The 19,240-nt window shown below is 69.1% G+C and carries 18 protein-coding genes; 5 read left to right on the top strand and 13 right to left on the bottom strand.

Going from position 1 to position 19,240, the window contains the following annotated elements; all coding sequences use genetic code 11:
• Window positions 1-6 precede the first annotated feature (6 nt).
• The 3 genes from trpD to lexA all read left to right on the top strand — a co-directional run bounded on the left by trpD (window position 7) and on the right by lexA (window position 2,611).
• Complete coding sequence (trpD, locus tag ACO2Q0_RS14130; RefSeq protein WP_423352141.1) at window positions 7-1,020, top strand: anthranilate phosphoribosyltransferase; 1,014 nt, start codon at window positions 7-9, stop codon at window positions 1,018-1,020.
• Entirely contained in the window at window positions 1,017-1,790 is a 774-nt protein-coding gene (gene trpC, locus ACO2Q0_RS14125; protein WP_423352140.1) for an indole-3-glycerol phosphate synthase TrpC, read from the top strand. Before trpD ends, trpC begins: the two co-directional genes overlap by 4 nt.
• Before the next feature lie 131 nt (window positions 1,791-1,921).
• Window positions 1,922-2,611 carry a transcriptional repressor LexA gene (gene lexA / locus ACO2Q0_RS14120; RefSeq protein ID WP_423352139.1) on the top strand — a complete coding sequence of 230 codons (690 nt, stop codon included), beginning with the start codon at window positions 1,922-1,924 and terminating at the stop codon, window positions 2,609-2,611.
• Here the strand turns inward: lexA and ACO2Q0_RS14115 are convergent.
• Together ACO2Q0_RS14115 and ACO2Q0_RS14110 are read right to left on the bottom strand one after the other, a co-directional pair.
• Window positions 2,608-2,886, bottom strand: coding sequence for a hypothetical protein (locus tag ACO2Q0_RS14115; RefSeq protein ID WP_423352138.1), 279 nt, complete (start codon window positions 2,884-2,886; stop codon window positions 2,608-2,610). The two genes, lexA and ACO2Q0_RS14115, sit on opposite strands and share 4 nt — an antisense overlap.
• Window positions 2,886-5,126 carry a ComEC/Rec2 family competence protein gene (locus tag ACO2Q0_RS14110; RefSeq protein ID WP_423352137.1) on the bottom strand — a complete coding sequence of 747 codons (2,241 nt, stop codon included), beginning with the start codon at window positions 5,124-5,126 and terminating at the stop codon, window positions 2,886-2,888. Before ACO2Q0_RS14110 ends, ACO2Q0_RS14115 begins: the two co-directional genes overlap by 1 nt.
• Here ACO2Q0_RS14110 and gltX point away from each other — a divergent pair.
• Entirely contained in the window at window positions 5,077-6,483 is a 1,407-nt protein-coding gene (gltX, locus tag ACO2Q0_RS14105; protein ID WP_423352136.1) for a glutamate--tRNA ligase, read from the top strand. The genes ACO2Q0_RS14110 and gltX overlap by 50 nt on opposite strands.
• Window positions 6,484-6,540: 57 nt before the next feature.
• Window positions 6,541-7,821, top strand: coding sequence for a citrate synthase (gene gltA, locus ACO2Q0_RS14100; RefSeq protein ID WP_423352135.1), 1,281 nt, complete (start codon window positions 6,541-6,543; stop codon window positions 7,819-7,821).
• Here gltA and lpxB read toward each other — a convergent pair.
• From lpxB to uppS, 11 genes are read right to left on the bottom strand one after another with little or no spacing between them, the layout of a single operon-like run.
• Entirely contained in the window at window positions 7,818-8,987 is a 1,170-nt protein-coding gene (gene lpxB / locus ACO2Q0_RS14095) for a lipid-A-disaccharide synthase (RefSeq protein WP_423352134.1), read from the bottom strand. The genes gltA and lpxB overlap by 4 nt on opposite strands.
• Before the next feature lie 5 nt (window positions 8,988-8,992).
• A complete protein-coding gene (gene lpxI / locus ACO2Q0_RS14090) occupies window positions 8,993-9,823 on the bottom strand; it encodes a UDP-2,3-diacylglucosamine diphosphatase (protein ID WP_423352133.1) in 831 nt (276 codons plus the stop codon).
• Window positions 9,823-10,620: an acyl-ACP--UDP-N-acetylglucosamine O-acyltransferase gene (gene lpxA / locus ACO2Q0_RS14085; RefSeq protein ID WP_423352132.1), complete on the bottom strand. Its 798-nt coding sequence runs from the start codon at window positions 10,618-10,620 to the stop codon at window positions 9,823-9,825. The genes lpxI and lpxA overlap by 1 nt, the downstream gene beginning before the upstream one ends.
• Window positions 10,621-10,624: 4 nt before the next feature.
• Window positions 10,625-11,095, bottom strand: coding sequence for a 3-hydroxyacyl-ACP dehydratase FabZ (gene fabZ, locus ACO2Q0_RS14080; RefSeq protein WP_423352131.1), 471 nt, complete (start codon window positions 11,093-11,095; stop codon window positions 10,625-10,627).
• On the bottom strand, window positions 11,092-12,117 hold the full coding sequence (gene lpxD, locus ACO2Q0_RS14075) for a UDP-3-O-(3-hydroxymyristoyl)glucosamine N-acyltransferase (protein ID WP_423352130.1): 1,026 nt from the start codon (window positions 12,115-12,117) through the stop codon (window positions 11,092-11,094). Before lpxD ends, fabZ begins: the two co-directional genes overlap by 4 nt.
• Before the next feature lie 40 nt (window positions 12,118-12,157).
• The gene (locus tag ACO2Q0_RS14070) at window positions 12,158-12,817 is read right to left on the bottom strand and encodes an OmpH family outer membrane protein (RefSeq protein ID WP_423352129.1); all 660 of its coding nucleotides are present in this window, start codon (window positions 12,815-12,817) and stop codon (window positions 12,158-12,160) included.
• Between the two features lie 7 nt (window positions 12,818-12,824).
• Window positions 12,825-15,203 (bottom strand): outer membrane protein assembly factor BamA, encoded by a 2,379-nt coding sequence (bamA, locus tag ACO2Q0_RS14065; protein WP_423352128.1) that lies wholly within the window; start codon window positions 15,201-15,203, stop codon window positions 12,825-12,827.
• Window positions 15,204-15,231: 28 nt separating this feature from the next.
• A complete protein-coding gene (locus ACO2Q0_RS14060) occupies window positions 15,232-16,446 on the bottom strand; it encodes a M50 family metallopeptidase (RefSeq protein ID WP_423352127.1) in 1,215 nt (404 codons plus the stop codon).
• Between the two features lie 17 nt (window positions 16,447-16,463).
• On the bottom strand, window positions 16,464-17,654 hold the full coding sequence (gene dxr, locus ACO2Q0_RS14055) for a 1-deoxy-D-xylulose-5-phosphate reductoisomerase (protein WP_423352126.1): 1,191 nt from the start codon (window positions 17,652-17,654) through the stop codon (window positions 16,464-16,466).
• Complete coding sequence (locus ACO2Q0_RS14050; RefSeq protein ID WP_423352125.1) at window positions 17,645-18,502, bottom strand: phosphatidate cytidylyltransferase; 858 nt, start codon at window positions 18,500-18,502, stop codon at window positions 17,645-17,647. Before ACO2Q0_RS14050 ends, dxr begins: the two co-directional genes overlap by 10 nt.
• Window positions 18,462-19,238, bottom strand: a complete 777-nt coding sequence (uppS, locus tag ACO2Q0_RS14045; protein ID WP_423352124.1) for a polyprenyl diphosphate synthase — start codon at window positions 19,236-19,238, stop codon at window positions 18,462-18,464. Before uppS ends, ACO2Q0_RS14050 begins: the two co-directional genes overlap by 41 nt.
• Between the last annotated feature and the right edge of the window lie 2 nt (window positions 19,239-19,240).

Below are 19,240 nucleotides of genomic sequence, written 5' to 3'. Positions count from 1 at the left end.
CCCGCCATGTCCGACTCCTTCAAGCCGCTCCTTTCGCGCCTTGCCGACGGCGCGACGCTGTCGGATGACGACGCAGATGCGTTCTTCTCCGCCTGCCTTCGGGGCGAGCCCACGCCGTCGCAGGTCGGCGCGGCGCTGACGGCCATGCGGATGCGCGGCGAGACCTTGGGCGAGATCGCCGCCTGTGCTCGCGCCATGCGCCGAGCCGCCGTGCGTCTGGAGCCGGGCTTCCCGACCCTCGACGTCTGCGGCACCGGCGGCGATGGCCTGCACACGCTGAACATCTCGACGGCGGTGGGCTTCGTGGTCGCCGGGGGCGGACTGAAGGTGGCGAAGCACGGCAACCGGGCCATGTCGTCCAAGTCCGGCACGGCGGACGTGCTGACGGAGCTGGGCGTCAACATCTCCGCTCCGCCCGAAGCGCAGCTCAAGGCGCTCGAGACGGCCGGCATCTGCTTCCTCTTCGCTCCGGCGCACCACAGCGCAATGCGCCACGTCTCGCCGATCCGCGCGGAACTGGGCTTCAGGACCATCTTCAACCTGCTCGGCCCCCTGACCAACCCCGCTGGCGCGGAACGCCAGGTGGTGGGCGTCTACGCCGAGCGCTGGGTGAAGCCCCTGGCGGAGGCCCTGGGCATGCTGGGCTCGGAGCGCGCATGGGTCGTGCATGGCTCCGGACTGGACGAGATGACGACCACGGGCGAGACCGCCGTCGCCGAGCTGCGCGACGGCAAGGTGCGGCTCTTCACCGTCACGCCCGAGGCGGTGGGCCTGCGGCGCGCCGCCCTGGCTGACCTCACCGGCGGCACGCCGGGCGAGAATGCGGACGCGCTGCGCCGTCTGCTGGCGGGCGAGCCCGGCGCCTACCGCGATATCGTGGCCCTGAACGCCGCGGCCGCCTTCCTGGTTGGCGAGAAGGTCGAAACCCTGCGCCAGGGCGTCGAACTGGCCTATGCCGTCCTCGATGACGGCCGTGCCCATGCCGCGCTGGACAAGCTCATCGAGGTGACCGCCGCATGAGCGACATTCTGCAGAAGATCGCCGCCTACAAGCGCGAGGAGGTCGCCGCGCGTAAGGCGCAGCGTCCGACGATCACGCCCGCCGGCTCGCCCTCCCGCGGGTTCCGCGCCGCCCTGGAGCGTGCGCACGCTCCGGGCCGACTGGCGTTGATCGCCGAAATCAAGAAGGCCTCGCCGTCCAAGGGTCTGATCCGCGCCGACTTCGATCCACCGGTCCTCGCCCGCGCCTACGAGGCCGGCGGCGCGGCGTGCCTCTCGGTGCTGACCGACGAGCCCAGCTTCCAGGGCCGCGATGAATACCTGATCGCCGCCCGCGACGCCGTGGCCTTGCCCTGCATCCGCAAGGACTTCCTGGTCGATCCCTGGCAGGTGGCGGAGTCCCGCGACCTCGGCGCCGACGCCGTCCTGGTGATCCTGGCCATGATCGACGACGGCCTCGCCGCCGAGCTGATGGCCGAGGCGCGCCGGTTCGGGATGGACGCGCTGGTCGAGGTGCACGACGAGACGGAAATGAAGCGCGCCGGCGCGCTGGGCGCGGATCTGGTCGGCGTGAACAACCGCGACCTCCGCAGCTTCACGGTGGACCTCGCCAATACCGAGCGCCTTGCCGCGCTCGCGCCGTCCGACGCCTTGCTGGTTACCGAGAGCGGCATCTTCACGCCGGCCGACGCTGCTCGCCTGGAACGAGCTGGGGCGAAGGCGATGCTGGTGGGCGAAAGCCTCATGCGCCAGGACGACGTGACCGCCGCCACGCGCGACTTGCTGGGCTGAGTCGCACTCGCCGCGTCTCCCCACCAAGATTTTCCTCTGATTTTTCAAGCGGTCTCTTGGTAACTTGACATTAATCTGGAACATCTACAGAACATCAGACAACGTTTGCGCTTTGTTCCAGAGGTCGCCCAATGCTCACCCGCAAGCAGCATGAGCTGCTCATGTTCATCCATGAGCGCATCAAGGAAACCGGCGTCTCGCCCTCGTTCGACGAGATGAAGGAGGCGCTGGATCTGGCCTCGAAGTCGGGCATCCACCGGCTGATTACGGCGCTTGAGGAGCGCGGGTTCCTGCGCCGCCTGCCCCACCGGGCGCGGGCCCTGGAAGTCGTCCGCCTGCCGCAACAGGCCACCGCCGCAGCCCCGCCGAAGGGTCGCGCGCCCTTCAAGCCACAGTTGGTCGACGCGGGAAAGGAGATGCCCGTCGCGGCCAACGACACCCGTGAGCTGCCGATCCTCGGCAAGATCGCGGCGGGCACGCCGATCGAGGCCATCCAGCAGGAGCGCGACCGGCTGCCTGTGCCGGAAGCCATGCTGGGCGCGGGCGAGCACTTCGTCCTCGAGATCCAGGGCGACTCGATGATCAACGCGGGCATCCTGGACGGCGACTTCGTCGTCATCCGCCGGACCGACAGCGCCAATTCGGGCGACATCGTCGTGGCGCTGGTGAACGGAGAGGAAGCCACGCTCAAGCGTCTGCGCAAGAAGGGCGCGTCCATCGCCCTGGAGGCCGCCAACCCGGCCTATGAAACGCGTATCTTCGGGCCCGACCAGGTGTCGGTCCAGGGCCGCCTCGTGGGCCTGATCCGCCGCTACCACTAGCCTCCGGGCACGAACACGAAGTCGACCAGGAACACCCGCTCGCCACGCCCGTGGCGGGCGGTTTCCATGAGGGCCTCGCGGCTCGCGAAGCTCGTCTCCTGCGCCAGGGCATCGGTCACGTCTGCGAGGTCGATCTCCTGCAGACGCGTGACCTCGATGAAGCCGTCCAGCAGCGGATAACGCCCCCCGACGCGCACCCTGGGCGTCAGCCAGATGCGGACGCTGCGGTTGATCTCGCCCGAGCGGACGCGTGGGCGCAGGGGCTTGGCGAACATCATCGCGGGTCGTGACCCCAGGTCCACGGGCGACGCCCTCGGAGGGTTTGGGCCCAGACGATCCGCCAGCCGCCCCTCTGGCGAAAGAGCTCGGCCGAGCCGCCGGCCCTGAAGTCCGCGCCAGTCAGGACCAAAGGCGCGGGACAGCGCTCCGGCCGGAAATCGTTGCGCAGGACCACGATGTCGGCCGAGGCGCAGAGCTGCTCCAGACGCCCCTCCTTGAGCGGACGTTTCAGGTTCCAGGCGGCGGCGACGCGCACGGGAGCCGCGGGCCCAGGCGCGCAGCTCCATCGGTCGCACGCGAAGCGCCTATCCCGCTCGGCTTCGCTGGCAAGCGGCTCCAGTCCCCGGCGCCTGGACCACAGCTCGGCTCCGAACAGTTTCACGTCCGGCCTTAGCAGGATGGCCGCCTTACGCTCGCGGACCGCCACCGCGGCGCCGTCGGCGCTGATCCAGACATCCGGGGCGGGCGGCCTGGGAACCCACAGCACGGAGAGCGCGAGCGGCACGCCGATCCAGCGCAGCGGGCCCCGCCAAAGGCAGGCAAGGAGCAAGCCCAGGAACGCGGCCGGCAGCGTCCACGTCGGCGCGCTGGGGACCAGCGCCTGGGCCATGGGGGCGGAAGCGGCCCAGGCGGCCACATGGTTCATCAAAGCGATCGCGAAGCCAGCCACTTCCAGCGGCGCCTGGCCAAGGCCCAGCGGCGCCAACGCCGCGCCGATGGCCAGCGCCGGCATCAGCAGGAAGGACGAAATCGGCGCCACAGCCAGGTTCGCCAGCAGCCCCCAGGTCGAGACACGGTTGAAATGCTGGATGGCGAACGGCCCGGTCGCCAGCCCCGCCACGAAGCTCACCGCGATACTGGCGGCGATCCAGGTCGCCGCGGCCTGGGGCCAGCGAATCCACCAGGGCGTGGAGATCTCCGTCACCGGCTGCGGCCACGCTTCCGCCAGGGCGACGAGAGCCGCCGTCGCCGCAAACGACATCTGGAAGCCCGGTTCCGTCACCGCCTCCGGCTGCAGCAGCAGCACGCCCATGGCCGCGAGCGCCAGGGCATGCAGACTGATCGCCTGCCGGTCCACGAGGATGGCGGCGAACGCGACAGCCGCCGTGATGGCCGCGCGTTCGGCTGGCGGCGGCGCACCTGACAGCACGAGGTATCCGCCCACGGCGCCCAGCCCGACGAGCGCGGCCAGCTTCTTGCCGGAGACGCGCAGGGCCAGCCATGGCCAGGCGGCGACGCCCAGCCGCGCCGCCGCGAAGGCGAAGCCGCCGACGATGGCCATGTGCAGGCCGCTGATCGAGATGATGTGGGCAAGGCCGGCGGCGCGCAGGTTCTCCACCTGCTCGGCCGGGATATAGGCCTCGTGGCCCGTCGTCATGGCTGCCGCCAGACCGCCGCTCTCAGGCCCGAGGGTCTGAACGATCCGATGGGTGAGCGCCCACCGCAGACCGTTGATGCGCATGGTGAGTCGCAGCCGCCAGGGCGCTGGCCGATCTGGCGTCAAGGACTCGGGCGGCCGAAGCGCAAGGCCGACGGCGCCCACGCTTTCGAAAAAGGCGTCCCGTGCGAAATCGTAGGATCCCGGCGCGGCCGGCGGTGGCGGCGGGTTGAGAATGGCGAAGACCCGGACCGGCTCCCCCGGCGGCGGCAACGGCGTATCGGGCCGCAGAGTCACGCGTAGGCGGATCGGCGTCGCCTCAGGGCTCCACGCGCCGACGCGCACGGGAGCGATCAGCAGGCGCTGCCCGCCCTCGCCCGGCGGCGCCACGTCGAGCACCCAGCCCTCCACCATCTGCGGCCGCCCACCTGGCATGGCCACGGGCGCCGCGACGCTCTCGGTGCGGAGCTTGGCGATTCCGAAGCCTGCGAGCGCAAAGCCGGCGAGCGCCATGGCCACGACCGCGGCGCGTCGGCCGGTCCATCGCCCCGAGGCGGCCACCAGGCCGACGCCCAGGACGAGCACGAGCCACGCGACCCAGGCCTGCGGCTCGCGCAGGAGCCCGAAGTAGATAGCGCAGCCGCTCCCGAAGGCGACCGGCGTCCACAGCGTCCAGCGATCCGCCTGCGCCTCGGCCTGATCCCGCAGCCACGCCAACACCGCCCCCAGGCTGGCGGCGCGTGGAATCGGCGTGCTAAGAGGCGCCGCCGCGGCCTCTGCGCCCGCTTCCCCAGCCCCCTCGAGCTCGATGCCCGACCGTCCCGTCCGCACCCGGATCGCCCCCTCGCCCACCGGCATGATGCACATTGGCACGGCGAGGACCGCGCTTTTCAACTGGCTTTATGCCCGCCACACCGGCGGCAAGTTCCTGATGCGCATCGAGGACACCGATCGCGAGCGCTCAACCGAAGAGGCCGTGCAGGTCATCTTCGACGGCCTGAAGTGGCTTGGCCTGGAGGCCGACGAAGAGCCCGTCTTTCAGTTCGTCCGGGCGGACCGACACCGGGAAGCCGTCGATGACCTCCTCGCCCGCGGCGCGGCCTATCGAGACTACATGACGCCCGAGGAGCTGGAGGCCGAGCGCGAACTGGCCCGTGCTGAAGGCCGAGTCGTCCGGTCGCCGTGGCGCGACGCCTCGCCGAACGACGCGCCTGATCGTCCTTTCGTGGTGCGCCTGAAAGCGCCGCAGGACGGCGAGACGCTGGTCCAGGACGCCGTGAAGGGCGAGGTCCGGTTCCAGAACAGCCACCTCGATGACCTGATCCTGCTGCGCACCGACGGCACGCCGACCTACAACCTTGCCGTCGTCGTGGACGACCACGACATGGGCATCACCCACGTCATCCGCGGCGACGACCACCTGAACAACGCAGCCCGCCAGACACTGATCTATCAGGGCCTCGGGTGGGACGTTCCGGTGTGGGCGCACCTGCCGTTGATCCACGGTCCGGACGGGGCCAAGCTTTCGAAGCGCCACGGCGCCCAGTCGGTCACCGACTTCGAGGCCATGGGCTACCTGCCCGAGACCATGCGCAACTACCTCGCCAAGTTGGGCTGGGGTCACGGCGACGACGAGATCTTCTCGGACGAGCAGGCCATCGCCTGGTTCGACATCGTGGACGTGGTCAGCGCGCCGGCGCGCCTGGACTGGGCCAAGCTCAACCACCTCAACAACCACTACATTCGTCAGGCCGAGCCTGTCCGGCTGGCCGGCCTGGTCGAAAAGGTCCTGGCGAGCCGCGACTGGCCGCTGGAGGCCGGCGACATTGCGGTCATCGAGCGGACGATTCCCTTCGTGCGCGACGGCGCCAAGACGATCCCCGAGTTGGCCGACGCCGTGGTCTTCGCGCTGAAGCGTCGCCCTCTGGAGCTGCCCGAAAAGGCGCAGGCGGCGATGACCGAGGAGATGCTGGCCCGTCTTTCGCGCCTGCGGGAGGCGCTGGGCGCCCTGCCCCATTGGGACGTCCGCGACCTGGAGGCGGCGATCCGCGCGTTCGCCGAACGGGAGGGCGTGGGCATCGGCAAGTTCGGCCCCCAACTGCGTGCGGTGCTCTCGGGCGGCGCACCGGCGCCCGATCTGGCCGGAGCCATGGTGGCGCTAACCCGAGAGGAAAGTCTGGGGCGCCTTGACGATGCGCTTTCGCGCCCCGCGTAAAGCGCTATAAGGCCGCTCGAACGAGCGTTTCATCTCGCATCCGCGAAAGGGGTCCGCATGGGCGACACGGCGAAGATCGGCATCGGCGGCAACACCGTTGAGCTTCCTGTCCTAAAGGGAACGGCCGGCCCGGACGTGGTCGACATCCGAAAGCTCTACGCGGAATCCGACGTCTTCACCTACGATCCGGGCTTCACCTCGACGGCCTCTTGCGAAAGCAAGATCACGTTCATCGACGGCGATAAGGGCATCCTGCTGCATCGCGGGTACCCGATCGACCAGCTGGCCGAGAAGTCGAGCTTCCTCGAGGTCTGCTACCTGCTGCTGCACGGCGAGTTGCCGACGGCGTCCGAATACGCCGAGTTCGAGCACAACATCACGTACCACACGATGGTGCACGAGCAGTTCGACCGGTTCTTCCAGGGCTTCCGCCGGGACGCTCACCCGATGGCGATCATGGTCGGCGCGGTCGGCGCCCTGTCGGCCTTCTATCACGACAGCACCAACATCGATGATCCGGAACAGCGGATGATCTCCGCCCACCGGATGATCGCCAAGATCCCGACCATCGCGGCGCGCGCGTTCAAGTACTCGCTGGGCCAGCCCTTCGTGTACCCCCGCAACGACTGCTCGTACGCCGAGAACTTCCTGCGCATGTGCTTCTCGGTCCCGGCCGAGGACTGGAAGCCGAATCCGGTCCTCACCCGCGCCATGGACCGCATCTTCATCCTGCACGCCGACCACGAGCAGAACGCGTCGACCTCGACCGTGCGCCTGGCCGGCTCGTCGGGCGCCAACCCGTTCGCCTGCATCGCGGCGGGCATCGCCTCGCTGTGGGGTCCCAAGCACGGCGGCGCGAACGAAGAGGCGCTCAACATGCTGAAGGAGATCGGGACGGTCGAGAACATCCCGGACTTCGTGAAGGGCGTGAAGAACCGCGAGCGCCTGCTGATGGGCTTCGGTCACCGGGTCTACAAGAACTACGATCCCCGGGCGAAGGTCATGCAGCAGACCTGCCACGAAGTGCTCGCCGCGGTCGGTCACCAGAACGACCCGCTGCTGAAGGTCGCGATGGAGCTCGAGAAGATCGCGCTGAACGACGAGTTCTTCATCGAGCGCAAGCTCTACCCGAACGTCGACTTCTACTCGGGCATCACCCTGCGCGCCCTGGGCTTCCCGCCCGAGATGTTCACGGTGCTGTTCGCGCTGGCCCGCACCGTGGGCTGGATCGCCCAGTGGAAGGAGATGATCGAGGACCCGTCGCAGAAGATCGGTCGTCCGCGTCAGCTCTACACGGGCGCCCCGCAGCGGGACTACGTGGCGGTCGAAAAGCGCTAGCGCGCCCGACCTTCCAGGATTTTCAGAACTGCCAGCGCGGCGGCCTCGTTCGGATCGGGGCCGCCGCGTCCCATTTTGCCGAGCGCCTCGAACTGCCGGGCCGCCTGCTGGGTCCTTAACGTCGGATCGTCCAGCCGCAGCGCGACCTCCCTGGCCAGCGACTCGCCGTTGCAGTCGTCCTGGATCAGCTCCGGCGCGACGAAATCCTGCGCCGCGATGTTGAACAGCGTCACATATTTCGTGCGGATCAGTCGTTTGAGGATGGCGTAGGTCAGCGGCGCCAGGCGGTAGCCGATCACCATGGGACAGCCGGCAAGCGCGAGTTCGGTCGTAACGGTGCCCGAACAGGCGAGCGCCACTGTGGCGGCCTTCATCGCGTCGCGTTTGGGTCCCTCGCCCTCCAGCACATCGGCCGGATGCGTCCAGGCCGCCACCTTGGCCTTCACGAGTTCGGCCACCGTCTCCGCGGCCGGGACGACGACACGCAACTCCGGCCGCTCCGCCTTCAGGCGAGCGACCGCGTCTGCGAACGCCGGCAGCACGCGCTCGATCTCGCCCGGACGGCTGCCCGGCAGCACCAGAAGGATCGGATAGTCGTCCGCCGCGCCGATCCGCCGACGCAGGCGCTCCGGATCGGCCCTAGAGAAGTCGACCGCCAAGGCGGAGTTGCCCACGAAGGTGACCGGCAGGCCCTCGCCCTCGAAGTACGGCGCGTCGAAGGCGTGGATCGACAGCAGGTGATCGAAGGTCTGGGCCGTGGTCTTCGCGCGCCCCGGTCGCGAGGCCCAGACCTGAGGTCCGACGTACTTCACGAGCGGCAGGCCGCCGTCGAGCTTCCGTAGCGCCTTGGCGACCCGCAGGGTGAAACCCCAGGAATCGATCAGGATGGCGATGTCCGGCCGTTCCCGCGCGGCGAGCGCCGCGGTCTCGCGCACCCGGCGCAGGACCTTCGGATAGGCCTTCAGGCCCTCGACCAGACCCAGGACCGACAGCTCCGCGATATCGAAGGGACTGTCGAGGCCTTCCGCCCGCATCCGCTCGCCGCCCACGCCCACGAACCGCACGTCGCCGCCGAGGCGTCGCTTCAGCGCGCGCATCAGGCCGGCGCCCCGATCGTCGCCCGACGCCTCGGCCGCGACGAGCATGACCGTGACGCCGCCGGTCATGGCCCTCAAGCCTCCACGCCCAGGATGAAGACGCCGAGTTCGTCGGCCCTGGCCATGACCGCGTCGCGGTCGAGCACCAGCAGGCGGCCGGCCTCGCCGACGATGCCCGCCAGACCCGCGCGCGCGACGCCTTCGACCGTGGCCGGTCCGATGGTGGGCAGGTCCACGCGCGTCTCCTGGATCGGCTTCGGCGCCTTGGCGAGGACGCCGCGACCGGCGCCCGCCATGCCCTTCAGGTGCCCCGGCAATCCCGCGACCCGCGAAAGCATGGCGTCGGTGCCTTCCTGGGCCTCCACGGCAAGCACGAGACCGCTGGCGACCACGGCCGCCTGCCCGACATCCAGGCGGCCCACGGCGCGAGCCACCTCCAGCGCCCGCTGCGCGTCGTGCAGGTCCTCGTCGCGGGCTTGCAGGCGTCCCAGGTAGCCGAGCGGCAGCGAGAGATCGTCCATCACCTCGTGCGCGCCTTCGACCGCGAACCCCTCCGCCTCGAACTCGTCGACGAGCAGGCGCAGCAAGGCGTCGTCGCCCTTGCGCGCGGCGGCGATGGCCTTCGGCAGCAACTTCAATCCGCGAAGGTCCGGCGCGAGGCTGCTGAAATCCGGGCGCGCCACGATGCCGGCCAGGCACACGGCCTCACAGCCGGCGCGCTTCAGCGCCTTGATGCACTTGCCGACCTCGGCGATCCCCACCTCGGCGCCGGCGTAGGGCTCGAGCGCGGTCCCGGCGAAGCCCTTCAGGCGGATGACGAAGAGCGGCCGGCCCGAGCGTTCGCAGTGCTCGGCGATCTCCACCGGCAGGCCCCCGCCGCCGGCGATCAGCCCCAGCTTCCTCATCAGACCTCGCGTTCGGGCAGGCAGAGGGGCCGGCTGGCGTCGGCGCGGATGAAGTCGATGATCTCCATCACCTGCGGACTGTCGGCATAGGTCTCCGCCGTGTCCTCCAGGCGCTCCTGGAACGTGCCCTCGTCCGCGAACAGCAGGCGGTACGCGGCCCGCAACGTGTTGATCGTCTCGCGGTCGAAGCCCCGCCGCTTCAGGCCGACCAGGTTCAGGCCTTCGAGGTGGGCGTGGTTGCCCCACACCGAACCGTACGGGATGACATCCTTCACCACGGCGGCCAGGCCGCCGATCATGGCGTGGCGGCCCACCCGGGTGAACTGGTGCACGGCGGCTAGGCCGCCCACGATGACGAAATCGCCCAGGTGGCAGTGCCCGCCAAGCGTCGCCTGCTTGGTCAGGATCACGTTGTCGCCGACGACGCAGTCGTGCCCGACGTGGCTCTCGATCATGTAGAGGCCGTTCGAACCCACGCGCGTGACGCCGCCGCCGTGCGGCGTCCCGATGTTCATCGTCGCGTGTTCACGAATGACGTTGTTGTCGCCGATGACGAGCTCGGTGTCCTCGCCCTTGTAGGCGGTGTGCTGCGGCGGCCCGCCCAGGACGGCGAACGGATGCACCTGATTGTTCGCGCCGAGCGTCGTGCGCCCCTCGACGACGACGTGGGCATGCAGCTTCGTGCCCCGCCCGATCTTCACCGCCTCGCCGACGATGCAGAAGGGACCGACGGCGACGCCGTCGGCGAGTTCGGCGGTGTCCGCGACGATCGCGGTGGGGTGGACCTGCGGCGCCACGGCTTCAGGTCTCCACGACCATCGCGGCGAACTCGGCCTCGGCGGCGACCTTCCCGTTCACCAGCGCCTCGCCCGCGAACTTGAAGATGTCGCCGCGGTGCTTGACGACGCGCACGGCCATCCGCACGACGTCGCCAGGCCGAACCGGCGAGCGGAAGCGGCAGTTGTCGGCCGACATGAAGAAGATCGCCTTGCCCGTGGTGTCGACCTCGAGCGACTTCGACATCAGCACCGCGCCCGTCTGGGCCATGGCCTCGATCAGGAGGACGCCGGGCATCACCGGATAGTCCGGGAAGTGGCCCTGGAAGAACGGCTCGTTCACCGTCACGCACTTGATGCCGACGATGGACTCGTTCGGCTTGTACTCCTCGCAGCGGTCGACCAGCAGGAACGGGTACCGGTGCGGAATCCGCTCCAGGATCTCGGTGATGTCGATCTGCGTGGGGTCCTGCCCCGCCGGCGCCTTCCGCGTCATTCGCCCGTCCCCTTACCTTCGGCCCCCTTGCGGCTCGCCATCCGCGCAAGCCACGCCGTTTCCTTCAGCCAGTGCCGGATCGGACGGGCCGGCATGCCGCCCCAGGTCTCGCCGGCTGGAATGTCCTTCATCACGCCTGCCGCCGCGCCGACCCGGGCGCCAGGGCCGATCGTCACGTGGTCGGCCACGCCCGCGCGCCCGCCGAACTGAGCGCCCTCGCCGATCACGACGCTGCCGGAGATGCCGGTATGGGCCGCCATCACGCAGTTCCGCCCCACGCGGACGTTGTGTGCGATCTGCACCAGGTTGTCGATCTTGGTGTTCTCGCCGATCACGGTGTCGTCGAACGCCCCGCGGTCGATGGTGGTGTTGGCGCCGATGGTCACGCCGTCCTGGATGATGACCCGACCTAGTTGCGGCACATCGATCAGCCCTTTCGGCCCCGCGGTGGCCCCAAATCCAGGCTCGCCGATCCGTGCGCCCGCAAGGATGCGGACGCGGTCGCCGATGAGGCTGAAGCCGATGGTGACGTTCGCGGCGATCTCACAGTCCCGGCCGATGGCGACGCCAGGCCCGATGACGGTGTTGGCGCCGATCCGTGTGCCGCGGCCCACCTTCACGCCCGCGCCCAGGACCACCCCGGCCGCCAGAACAGCGCCCTCCTCCACCTCCACATCAGTCGCCCGCGCCTCAGACCCGCCGGCGCGGGGACGGTGCAGGCGCTGCGCCGCCATGGCGTAGGCGCCCTGCGGGCTGGCCGTGACCAGCGCAACGCAGCCTTCAGGAAGCACGCCCGCGTCGCGGGCCTGGACGAAGCATGCGCCAGGGGCGCCGACGGGCCCTGCAAGATGCCTGCGGTCGGCCAGGAAGGTGACGGTGTCGGGACCGGCGTGGGCCAGGATGGAGACGGCGCGGACCAGCCGCTCGGCGGCGATCGTGTCGGACAGCTCCGCCCCGCCGAGCTTTGCCAGCTCGGCGAGGGGAACAGGTCCCAGGTCCTCGAAGAAGCGCGGATCGGGCATCGCGGCCCCTATGCCAGTCAATCCGATCCGCGCGAAGCGGCTAGCGGCGCTGCGGCGTCGTCGTCTGCGCCGGCGCGGCGGCGGCCGGCTGCTGCTGGTCGAGGCGCTCGCGGTCGAACGTGAACTGCGTGATCTTGGCGTTCAGCGCGGTCACGACGGCCGGCGTGATGTCCATGGCGGGGTTGCCCAGCACGATGGCGTCACGGTTCAGCAGGACCGAGCATTGGCGCTGCTGATAGACTTGGCGGATCAGCGGCTCCATCTCCTGGCCCACGCGGCCGACGGCCTTCTGCTCGGTGGCCTGCACCTCGCGCTCGCGCTGCTGCGCCTTGCGCTGCAGCGCGTTGACGCGGACCTGCAGGGCCGCGCCGCGCTGTTCGGCGGTCGTGCGGTCCAGCGTGGCCGCCTGCGTCTGAAGCGTCTTGTTCTCGTTCTCGATCGCGGTGCGCTCGCCGTTCAGCTCGCCGTTCACCTGCTGGATGATCTGCTGCATCCGGGTGTCGACGTACTTGCCGACCGTCGACCCGGCGATCGCGCCAGGGATCGACATGATGCAGACGCCGGGGATGGCCGCGCCGTGGGTGACCGGCGGCGGAGCATTGGTCTGGGCCACCGGCGGGGTCTGGGCGCTGGCCTGACCCGCGATCGCCAGGATCGCGGTCGCGGCGCAGCCAGCCGCAGCGAAGGTCTTGAAGTTCATGAGTTTCCTAGAACCTGGTTGAGGTGGAGAACCGGAAGGTCTCGGTCTTGTCGTAGTTCTCTTTGGCCAAAACGCGGCTGAAGTCGAACCTGATGGGACCCATGGGCGAACGCCAGAAGACGCTCAAGCCGGCCGAAGCGCGCAGCGACAAGTCGTCCTGGATGCTCGGGTCGCGCGCGCCGAGCGGGCACGTGGCCGAACCGGGCGGCGGACACTGCTTGTCCTCCTTGTCGAGGAGGCCCAGCGTACCGACGTCCGAGAACAGCGCCGCCTTGATGCCGTACTGCTCGGGCAGGAACGTCGGCACGGTCAGCTCGACGGTGCCGATGGCGTAGGCCTTGCCGCCCAGGGCATCGGCCCGGGTGAAGGACAGGTCGCGCGGACCGATGCCGGCCGTCTCGAAGCCCCGGAACGTATTGCCGCCCTTGTAGAAGCGGTCGTTGATCCGGACGGCGTCGCCGCCCCACCCTTCGACATAGCCGGCCGAGCCGGTCAGGCTGAGGATGAAGTCCTTCGAGAAGCCGTGGTACCAGCCGCCCTCGGCCTCGGTGCGCACGTAGTTCACGTCGCCGCCCAGGCCCGCGAAGTCCTGCACAAAGTCGACGTAGAAGCCGCGCGTCGGGTTCAGGTAGTCGTTCCGGCGGTCGAACCGGACGCCGTAGCCGACCAGCGAGGTGATGTTGGAGCCGCGCTGGCCGCAAAGGGCCAGGGACAGCACCGGCGCGGCCGGATCGCAGTAGAAGTCGGCGATCTCGATCTCGTCCTGGCGCAGCGAATAGCGCAGCGAACCGCGGGCGTTCAGGCTGAGCGGGAAGTTGGCCCGCAGCGTCGTCCCATAGGTCGTCGTCTTGTAGGCCGAGTAGTCCGAGAGGTCGTAGCGGTAGCCGTAGAGGTCGATACCGGCCGCCACATCACGTCCCAGGAACCGCGGCTCGGTGAACGAGAAGTCCAGCTGCTGACGGAGCGAGCCGACCGACACCCGGGCCCGGACGTCCTGCCCGCGGCCGCGGAAGTTGCGCTGGGTGATGCCGAGGTCCAGCACGAGCTGGTCGACCGACGAATAGCCGGCGCTGAACGACAGCTCGCCCGTGGGCTGCTCCTCGACCTTCACCTGCAGGGCCGTGCGGTCCGGAGCCGAACCCGGCGTCTCGGTGATCTCGACGTCCTTGAAGAAGCCCAGGGCGCGGATCTGGCGGCGCGAGCGGTCGACGAGAGCGCGGTTATAGGCGTCGCCCTCCACCACGCTCATCTCGCGGCGGATCACGTAATCCAGGGTCTGGGTGTTGCCGACGATGTCGATACGGTCGACGTAGACCCGCGGCCCTTCGCGGACCTGGAAGGTCACGTCGACCTTCCGCGTCTCGCGGTTGGGCGTGTAGTTCGGACGCACGTCCACGAAGGCGAAGCCCGCCGCGCCGGCGGCGAACGTCAGCGCATCGGTCGCCTGTTCGATCGCCTCGTCCTGGTAAGTCTGCCCTTCCCGGATCGGCAGCAGCGCCGCCAGGACGTTCTTGTCGAGCTTCTGCAGCTCGGTCTGCACCTCGATCTTGCCGAAGTCGTACTTCGGGCCCTCGTCGACGGTGTACGTCACGACGAAGCCGTTCTTGTCTGGCGCGAGCTCCGCGACGGCCGACGACACCCGGAAGTCGTAGTAGCCGCGGTTGCGGTAGTGCTTCCGCAGCTGCTCCTTGTCGTACTCCAGGCGATCCGGATCGTAGTTCGCGTTGTTCGAGAAGAACTTGTACCAGCGGCTCTCCTCGGTCACGACGACGTCGCGCAGGTCGTTGTCCGAGAAGGCCTTGTTGCCTAGGAAATTGACCGAGAGGATGCCGCTCTTCGGGCCCTCGTCGATCTTGAAGATCAGGTCCACGCGCTTCTGCGGCAGCTCGATGATCTGCGGCGTCACCGTCGCGGAGATGCGGCCGGAACGGCGATAGAGCTCGACGATACGCTGGACGTCGCTCTGGACCTTCGCGCGGGTGAAGATGCCGCGTGGCCGGATGGAGACCTCGTCGCGGAGCTTGTCTTCCTTGAGCCCCGAGTTCCCCTCGAAGATCACCCGGTTGATGATCGGGTTCTCCACGACGGTGATGATCAGATCGCCGTTCTGGTAGTCGATCTTCACGTCGGCGAAGAGATCGGTGCGGAACAGCGCCTTCAGCGCCAGGTCGATCTTCTCGGGCGTCACTTCCTCGCCGACGCCGACCGGAAGGTACGAGACGACGGTCGCCTGCTCGATCCGCTCGTTGCCTTGCACGAGGATCCGCTGGACCACCCCGCTCTGTTGCTGGGCATAGGCAAGCGTCGGCGCGACGAGAGCGGTCGAGCCCAGAAGAAGGGCAAGGCCGGAGGCTAGCGCGGCGCCGCGGGCGCGGGTCTTGAGCATCGAATCAGCCGTTTTGTGAGACCGAGGCCTAGGAGAATAGGCCGCCGAACAGATTGAACACACGCAGGCGCTGCAAATCGTTCCAGGTCGCGAACAACATCAAACCAAGGACAAGCGCAAGGCCTACCCTGTACCCTGCAGCTTGAACCTTGGCGGCAAGAGGGCGGCGGGCCACCGCTTCATAGGCGTAGAAGAGCAGATGGCCCCCGTCGAGAACGGGCACGGGCAGCAGGTTCATGAAGCCGATGCCGACCGAGATCGCCGCAATCAGCTGCAACATTATCAGCAGGGCGTTGAGCGCGAGCGTGCCGGCGTCGGGAGAGACCTTGGCGGCGTGCGAGGCCAGGTCGCCCGACATCTGGGCCATGCCAAGCGGCCCCGCCAGTTGGTCGGCGGACTCTCGGCCCAGGAACATCCGGGATACGTATCGCACCGTCGTTTCGATCGTGGAGCCGACGCGTTCGACTCCGCCGATGAGCGCATCGACTGGACCGTAGCGCCGATAGGTCGCCTCGCCGGCCTTGGTCTCGTGGAAGAGACCAAGTTGTCCAAGCCGATGCGACTTTCCGAGGGCGTCCTGCACGACGCCGCGACGCGGAGTCGCGACGATCGTCACTTCTGCGCCGCCGCGCTGCACGAGGAACGCGATGGGCGTCCCGGAACTCAGCACGACGCGGTTGCTCACCTGTTCGAACTCGGTGACCTTGCGCCCGTCCATCTTCAGGATGACATCGCCCGGCTTGAAGCCAGCCTGCTCAGCCGCGCTGCCCGGCACCACGCGATCGACCCGTGTGGTGGCAACCCGCTCGCCCACCGTCATCAGGAGAGCGGCGAAGATCAAGACGGCGAGCGCGAAATTTGCGAGCGGTCCCGCCGCCACGATGATGGCGCGCTGCCAGAGCGGCTTAAAATGGAAGTAGCGGGACAGCGCCGCCTGGCCTTCGCGCCGCACCACGTCACGACGCATCTGGTCGAGGTCGTCCACATCCGGGATGGACGAGGCGTTGTCGTCGCCGGCGAAGCGGACATAGCCGCCGAGCGGCAGCCAGCCCACGCGCCATTCCACGCCCTGCCCGTCACGCCAGCTCGCCAGAGCCCGGCCGAAACCGATGGAGAAGCGGTCGATCTTGGTGCCCAGCCACTTGGCGGCCAGGAAGTGGCCCAGCTCGTGCACCGTCACCACGACACCCAGGACGAGCACGAACGGCAGCACGTACATCACGATGTTCTGGATGACCTGCATCGCGCCGATCTACTCCCTCAGGTCCGGGCCAGCTCGCCCACCACGTCGTCCGCCATGCGCCGCGCTTCCGCGTCGGTCGTTCTGGCGCACTCCAGGGCGTCGCTGTTGTCGGCTGCGAAATCCATGCCGTCCAGCCGTTCCAGCGTCTCCGCGACGACGGAACTGATGTCGAGGAACCCGATCCGGCGGTCAAGGAAGGCGGCGACGGCGCGCTCGTTGGCCGCATTCATCGCCGCGGGAGCCTGGCCGCCGGCCCGCAAGGCCTCCTTGGCGATCCGCAAGGCCGGGAAGCGGTCCAGGTCGGGGTGTTCAAACGTGAGCGGCCCGGCGGTGACCAGATCCAGCTTCGGAGCCGGCCACGGCAGCCGGTCGGGCCAGGCGAAGGCGCAGGCGATCGGCGGCCGCATATCCGGCGGCCCCAACTGGGCCAGCGTGGAGCCGTCCGCGTACTCGACCAGGCTGTGGATGATCTGCTGGGGATGGACCAGGACTTCGATCCGCTCGGGAGGCATGGAGAACAGGTAGGCGGCCTCGATGACCTCCAGGCCCTTGTTCATCATCGTCGCGGAATCGATCGAAATCTTGGCGCCCATCGAAAAGTTGGGGTGCGCCAGCGCGCGTTCCGGCGTCGCCTCCGCCATCTGGGCGCGCGTGGCGCCGCGGAAGGGCCCGCCCGACGAGGTCAGGATCAGCTTCGAAACCTGCGCGGCGACGGCTGGATCCAGGACCTGGAAGATGGCCGAGTGTTCGGAATCGACGGGCACCACGGCGCCGCCGGCGAGCTTCGCCGTGCGCAGCAGCGAGGGGCCGGCGCAGACCAGGCTTTCCTTGTTCGCCAGGGCGATCACCGCCCCGGCCTTGGCCGCCGCAAGCGTCGGCGCCAAGCCCGCGAACCCTACGATCGCCGACATCACCCACTGGGCGTCGGCCGAGGCGGCGTCCGTCACCGCGGCGGCGCCCGCCGCCGTTTCGATGCCGGAGCCCTTCAGGCGCTCGCGCAGGCGTGGGAGCGCGCCCTCGTCCTCGATCACCGCCAGCTTTGGCCGCCAACGCAGGGCCTGGTCGGCGAGCCGCTCGACGTTGCGCCCCGCCGTGAGCGCCACGACCTCAACCTCAACCTCGGCCTGCTCGAACAAGTCGAGGGTGGACACTCCGATCGAGCCCGTGGAGCCCAAGACGCTGACCTTGCGCGGCAGATTCAATGCCATCCCCAGATGTTGGCGAGCCGCACAAGGGCCATGACGACGACGGCGAACATGAGGCCGTCCACCCTGTCCAGCAGCCCGCCGTGCCCCGGAATGAGGTCGCCGGAGTCCTTCACGCCGAAGCGCCGCTTGAGCGCCGATTCCCAGAGGTCGCCCGCCATCGTGGCCAGGCCTACGCAAAGGCCGACAAAGGCTGCGGCCGCGAGATTGAGCTGGAAGACGCTGAGTGCCGCCATGGCGAAGCCCGCCAGCGCCGACGCCGCCAGGCCGCCCACGAACCCCGACCAGGTCTTGTTCGGCGAGAACCGCGGCCACAGCTTGGGCCCCTTGAGGAGACTACCCACGGCGAAGGCGCCGATGTCGGCGGCCCACGTCGCCGCGAACAGGGTCATCATCCACCAATGGCCCTGGTGGGAGCGGATCTCGTGGCTGTCGCGTAGCCAGATCAGGCATATGGCCGCCGGCGCGATATAGATGACCCCGAAGGCTGCGTCAGCGGGCCGCTCTGCCACGCCTCGGGCGATGAGCGCCGCCGCGGCCGCGCCCAAGCCCACGGCCAGCCAGGCCAATTGCGGCTGTTCGAGGTAGGTCAGGAAGACGGCGCCCAACACCGCGACGGTCACGGCCGCGGAGACGCGGGTCGGCGCGACCGGCGCGGTCATGCCGCCCCACTCCAGGGCGAGCAGCGCCACGCCGATGGCGATCAGCACAAGGTACGGCCAGCCGCCCAGCCATGCCGCTCCCACCGCGGCCGGCGCGATCACCACAGCCGAGGCGATCCGCAGGCCGAGATTGGACCAGTCGAACCGCTTAGCCGGCGGCGAGGACGTCATCGGCCACGATCGCGCCATAGCGTCGGTCCCGCGCGGCGAAGGCGGCCAGAGCCGCCTCCAGGTGCTCGGCGCCGTAGTCGGGCCAGAGCACGTCCTGGAAGACCAGTTCGGAGTAAGCCGCCTCCCACAGGAGGAAGTTCGACAGCCGCTGCTCGCCGGAGGGCCGGACGATCACGTCCGGCGGCGGCGACTCGGCCGTGGCCAACAGGCCGCCGAAACGGCCCTCGTCGAGGTCTTCAGGCTTGGCGCGGCCGGCCGCGACCTCGACGGCGAAACGCTGGGCTGCATCGACGATGTCGGCCTGGCCGCCATAGTTGAAGGCGATATTGAGATGGAAGCGGTCGTTCTTCGCGGTCCGCGCCTGGGCGTCCTCGATGATCTGCACGAGGTCGCTCGAAAGCCCCTCGCGGCGGCCGATCACACGGACCCGCACGCCCTCCCGTTCCAGCCGGGCGATGTCGCTTTGGAAGTAGCGCTTCGGCAACGCCATCAGCTCCGAGACTTCCGACGCCGGGCGGCTCCAGTTCTCGGTGGAGAAGCCGAAGACCGTCAGCCAGCGGATGTTCATCTCACCCGCCGCCGAAACCGTGCGCTTCAGGGCCTCGACGCCTTCGCGATGGCCGAGGGTGCGCGGAAGCCCGCGCTGCTTGGCCCAACGGCCGTTGCCATCCATGACGATGGCGACGTGCAACGGCCGGACCTGGCCCGCCGCGTCCGGCGCGCCTGGAAACGGCGTCTTGTCTTGGGGGGCCATCA

Origin of the sequence: Phenylobacterium sp. VNQ135, assembly GCF_049445735.1 — a bacterium.
GTDB lineage: Bacteria > Pseudomonadota > Alphaproteobacteria > Caulobacterales > Caulobacteraceae > Phenylobacterium.
The sequence above is the reverse complement of the archived record's forward strand: the minus strand, read 5'-3'. Positions and strand labels throughout refer to the sequence as shown.